Annotated in this window: 5 protein-coding genes; 4 read left to right on the top strand and 1 reads right to left on the bottom strand. The window is 69.0% G+C overall.

The features are described 5' to 3' along the window. The 4 genes from QQK25_RS22355 to leuE all read left to right on the top strand — a co-directional run. On the top strand, positions 1-648 hold a 648-nt coding region (locus QQK25_RS22355; RefSeq protein ID WP_284189946.1), incomplete at its 5' end, for a tetratricopeptide repeat protein. 209 nt (positions 649-857) lie between these two features. Continuing rightward, positions 858-1376 carry a spermidine N1-acetyltransferase gene (gene speG / locus QQK25_RS22350; RefSeq protein ID WP_153160204.1) on the top strand — a complete coding sequence of 173 codons (519 nt, stop codon included), beginning with the start codon at positions 858-860 and terminating at the stop codon, positions 1374-1376. Between the two features lies 1 nt (position 1377). Next, positions 1378-2109: a hypothetical protein gene (locus tag QQK25_RS22345; protein ID WP_284189945.1), complete on the top strand. Its 732-nt coding sequence runs from the start codon at positions 1378-1380 to the stop codon at positions 2107-2109. Between the two features lie 78 nt (positions 2110-2187). Then, positions 2188-2838, top strand: a complete 651-nt coding sequence (gene leuE, locus QQK25_RS22340; protein WP_284189944.1) for a leucine efflux protein LeuE — start codon at positions 2188-2190, stop codon at positions 2836-2838. 84 nt (positions 2839-2922) lie between these two features. Here the strand turns inward: leuE and QQK25_RS22335 are convergent, their stop codons facing one another. Continuing rightward, positions 2923-4257, bottom strand: coding sequence for a phosphomannomutase/phosphoglucomutase (locus tag QQK25_RS22335; protein ID WP_284189943.1), 1335 nt, complete (start codon positions 4255-4257; stop codon positions 2923-2925). Positions 4258-4259 lie beyond the last annotated feature (2 nt).

Here is a 4259-nt window from a genome sequence, read left to right as displayed (position 1 = left end):
GCCCAGCCGGCCGTGCTGCCGGTTCCGCCGGTGTCCCTTGCGCCGCCCGCCCAGCCTGGCGTAGCCGCGGCAAGCTGCGGCTCGGCCCGTCAGTGCCTGCTCCAGACCCTCGGCGCCGCCGCCCGGGAAGACACCGCGACCGTGTTTGCCGTGGCGGCCCGCATCGAGGAGCTGGGCAAGCCGGCGCCGGGCAACCGGGCCGTGTCCCGCAAGCTCAACACCGAAGGCCTGGATGCCCTCAAGGCTGAAGACCCGGCCCGCGCCGCCGAGCTGTTCCGCAAGGGCCTCGCCGAAAACCCCCGCGACGTGGAACTGGCCGGCAACCTGGGCTATGCCCTCGTCAAGGCCGGCAAGCCCCAGGAAGCCGCCGAGGTGCTGACCGCCGCCCTGCAGCTCGACCCGCGTCGCAGCTCCACCTGGACGCCGCTGGCCGAAGCGCTGGCCCTCTCCGGCCGCAAGGACGAGAGCCAGGCCGCCCTGTGGGTGGCCTACCAGTGGTCCGGCAACCGGGAGAAATCCCTCGCCTTCTACACCGACCGCGCCGAGAAGGAGCGCGCCACCCGTCCGGCGCTGGCCGACATGTACGGCACGGTGCTGGCCTGGGTGGCCGAAGGTCGCAAGCCCAGGCTGACGGTGAGCGCCGGCTGACCGACCTTGCCGCGGCCCCGCGCAGGGCCGCATCACCCCTGAAAGGGCTGCCGCAGGTGCGACAGCCCTTTTCTTCGTTCGGGCCGCGATGCTTGACGGATCACCCGTCCGGCATGACCATCCGGGGCGAACTGTCGGCCGGGCGCGGGGTCAGACCACTCCGGGCCCCGCGGGGCCGCCAACCTTGCACAACACGGTGTGATGCCGGTATGAACGATCAACTCAAACTGAGACCCCTGGAGCGGGAAGACCTGCGCTTCGTCCACGAGCTGGACAACAACGAGACGGTGATGCACTACTGGTTCGAGGAGCCCTACGAGGCTTTTGTCGAACTCTGCGACCTCTACGACAAGCACATCCACGACCAGAGCGAGCGGCGCTTCATCGTCGAGCGCGAAGGCCTGCGGGTGGGGCTGGTGGAGCTGGTGGAGATCAACCACATCCACCGCCGGGCCGAGTTCCAGATCATCATCTCGCCTGATCACCAAGGCCGCGGCTATGCCACCCAGGCGACCCACCTGGCCATGGGCTACGCTTTCACGGTGCTCAATCTCTACAAGCTGTTCCTGGTGGTCGATGTGGAGAACACCCGGGCGGTGTCGGTTTATAGAAAACTCGGTTTCACGGAAGAGGGGATCCTGCGCCATGAATTCTTCGTCGATGGTGTCTATCGGGACGCCTACCGGATGGCGGCCTTTCAGCCCGACTACCTGGCGCAGCGGGGCTGAGATGGCCCGTCGTGCATTGCTGGGCGCGGCCGTCCTGGCCTGGGCCGGGCTGGCGTTGGCAGCCCCGGTTCAGCCGGATCTGCCGCCCGCCCGGAAGGTGGCCGTCGCGGCCGGGGCCACCCAGGCGCTGTCGGGCACGCTCAAGGGCTACCAGCTGGCGGATTACCTGATCCCGCTCGAGGCCGGCCAGTCGGTGGTGATGCAGCTCAGGACGAGCAACCCGAGCGGCTACTTCAATGTGGACGCCCCGGGCGCCACCGATGGCGCGATGTTCATCGGCAGCACCTCGGGCAACCGTTTCGAGACCGTCGCCCCGGTGAGTGGTGACTATCTCGTCCGCGTCTATCTGATGCGCAATGCCGCCCGCCGCAACGAGGTGGCGCGCTACAGCCTGTCGGTGCGGGCCGGCGCCCACCCGGGCAAGGCCGCGGCGAGCGACGCGCGGGTGGCGGGCACGCCCTTCCACGCCACCGCGTCGATCCGCTGCATGCCGGCCGGCGGCCAGCCGACCACCTGCGAGGCCGGCGTGATTCGCCGCGAGGCGGGTGCTGGCACGGTGCGGATCACCCTGCCCGGCGGTGCCGTGCGCCACGTGGCCTTTGCCGACGGCAAGGCCGTGTCATCCGACGGCCCGGCCGGCCTCGAGGTGGAACGTGCCGGCGACACCTCGGTCATCACCCTGGGCAGCGGCGACCGAATCGAGATTCCCGACGCGCTGGTCACCGGCGGCTGAGTTGCTGTTGATCGTGCGGCAAGCCCGCCCACCGGCCGTGGGCTGCGATAATCCACGCTTTGCCTTGCGGGCTCGCCCATGTTCTACGGCATCACCGACATCACTACCTTCGTGCTGGGGACGATCTTCATCGTGCTCCTGCCTGGCCCCAATTCGCTTTACGTGATGACCGTCGCCTCCCGCTGGGGCGTGGCGGCGGGGTATCGCGGCGCCTGCGGGATATTCCTGGGCGACCTGATCCTGATGATCCTGTCGGCCACCGGCGCAGCCTCGCTGCTGCAGGCCACGCCGGCGCTGTTCATGGGGCTGCGCTACGCCGGCGCGGCGTATCTGGTGTGGCTGGGGATCGGGCTGCTGCGGGCGGGGCTGCGCACCTGGCGGGGCGAGGCCGACGCGGCGGCGCCCGTGGAGCCGCCGCGGGACGCCTCCCATCCCTTCCGGGTGGCGCTGCTCATCAGCCTGATGAACCCCAAGGCGATCCTGTTCTTCGTGTCCTTCTTCATCCAGTTCGTGTCGCCGGGCTACGACCATCCGGAGCTGTCCTTCCTCATCCTGGGGGTGATCGTCCAGTTCTTCAGCGCGCTCTACCTGTCGGCGCTGATCTTTGGCGGCACCCGGCTGGCGGAGGTCTTCCGGCGTCGGCGACGCCTGTCGGCGGGGGCAACGGGCGGCGTGGGTGGATTGTTCATCGGTTTCGGCCTGCGGCTGGCGGGGGCCGGGATGGGTTGAGCGCCGCCGGCTGCCCCGCGCTGCACAAAGCAAAAACGGCGACAGGATTGCTCCGGTCGCCGTTTTTTTGCGCTGCGATTGCGCTCAGAACGGCAGCGTCACCCCCGGCCAGACGCCTTCGATGGCGCGGCGGAAGTCGGCCTGGATGCGCTCGATGGCGGCCTGGTTGTCGGCCTCGAAGCGCAGCACCACCACCGGCGTGGTGTTGGACGGACGGGCGAGGCCGAAGCCGTCGGCGTATTCGACGCGCACGCCGTCGATGGTCAGGATGCTCTCGGCGCCTTCAAACTTGGCCTCGGCCTTGAGCTTATCCACCAGCGCGAAGGGCTCGCCTTCGTTCATCTTGATGTTGAGCTCCGGGGTGCTGGTGGCGTTGGGCAGGTTCTTCAGCACCGGGTTGGCGTCGGCGTGGCGGGAGACGATCTCCAGCAGGCGGGCGCCGGTGTAGAGGCCGTCGTCGAAGCCGTACCAGCGCTCCTTGAAGAACACGTGGCCGCTCATCTCGCCGGCCAGCGGGGCGCCGGTTTCCTTCAGCTTGGCCTTCACCAGCGCGTGGCCGGTGTTCCACATGGTGGGTTTGCCGCCGCGATCCCTGATCCAGCCGGCCAGGTTACGGGTGCATTTCACGTCGTAGATGATCTCGCCGCCGGGCACGCGGGACAGCACGTCCTCGGCGAACAGCATCAGCTGGCGGTCCGGGAAGATGATCTCGCCATCCTTCGTCACCACGCCCAGGCGGTCGCCGTCGCCGTCGAAGGCGAGGCCGATCTCGGCGTCGGTTTCACGCAGCGCGCGGATCACGTCGGCGAGGTTTTCGGGCTTGGACGGGTCCGGATGGTGGTTGGGGAAGTTGCCATCCACCTCGCAGAACAGCTCGACGAGCTCGCAGCCCAGGCGCTTGAAGAGCTCGGGTGCGACCGCGCCGGCCACGCCGTTGCCGCAGTCCATCACCACCTTCATCGGGCGGGAGAGCTTCACGTCGCCGACGATCTTCTCGACATAGGCCGGCACCACATCAGCGTGGGTGAGCTTGCCGGGCACGGCGGCAGTGACGAGGTTGCCGTCGATGATGCGCTGGCGCAGCGCCTGGATCAGTTCGCCGAAGAGCGTCTGGCCGCCCAGCACCATCTTCAGGCCGTTGTAGTCCGGCGGGTTGTGGCTGCCGGTGACAGACACGCAGGAATTGGTGCCCAGCTCGTAGGCCGCGAAGTAGGTGAGGGGGGTGGGCACGCAGCCCACGTCCACCACATCAACCCCGGCGGCGCGGATGCCGTCGGCGAGCGCGCCGGCGAGCTCCGGCCCCGACAGGCGGCCGTCGCGACCGACCGCGATGGCCTGCTGGCCGCGGGCGACGGCTTCGGAACCGAGGGCGTGGCCGATGGCGCGCACGGCTTCGGCGGTCAGCGTCTTGTCGACGATGC

The sequence above is a fragment of the Zoogloea oryzae genome, from assembly GCF_030161255.1.
GTDB lineage: Bacteria > Pseudomonadota > Gammaproteobacteria > Burkholderiales > Rhodocyclaceae > Zoogloea > Zoogloea oryzae.
The sequence above is the reverse complement of the archived record's forward strand: the minus strand, read 5'-3'. Positions and strand labels throughout refer to the sequence as shown.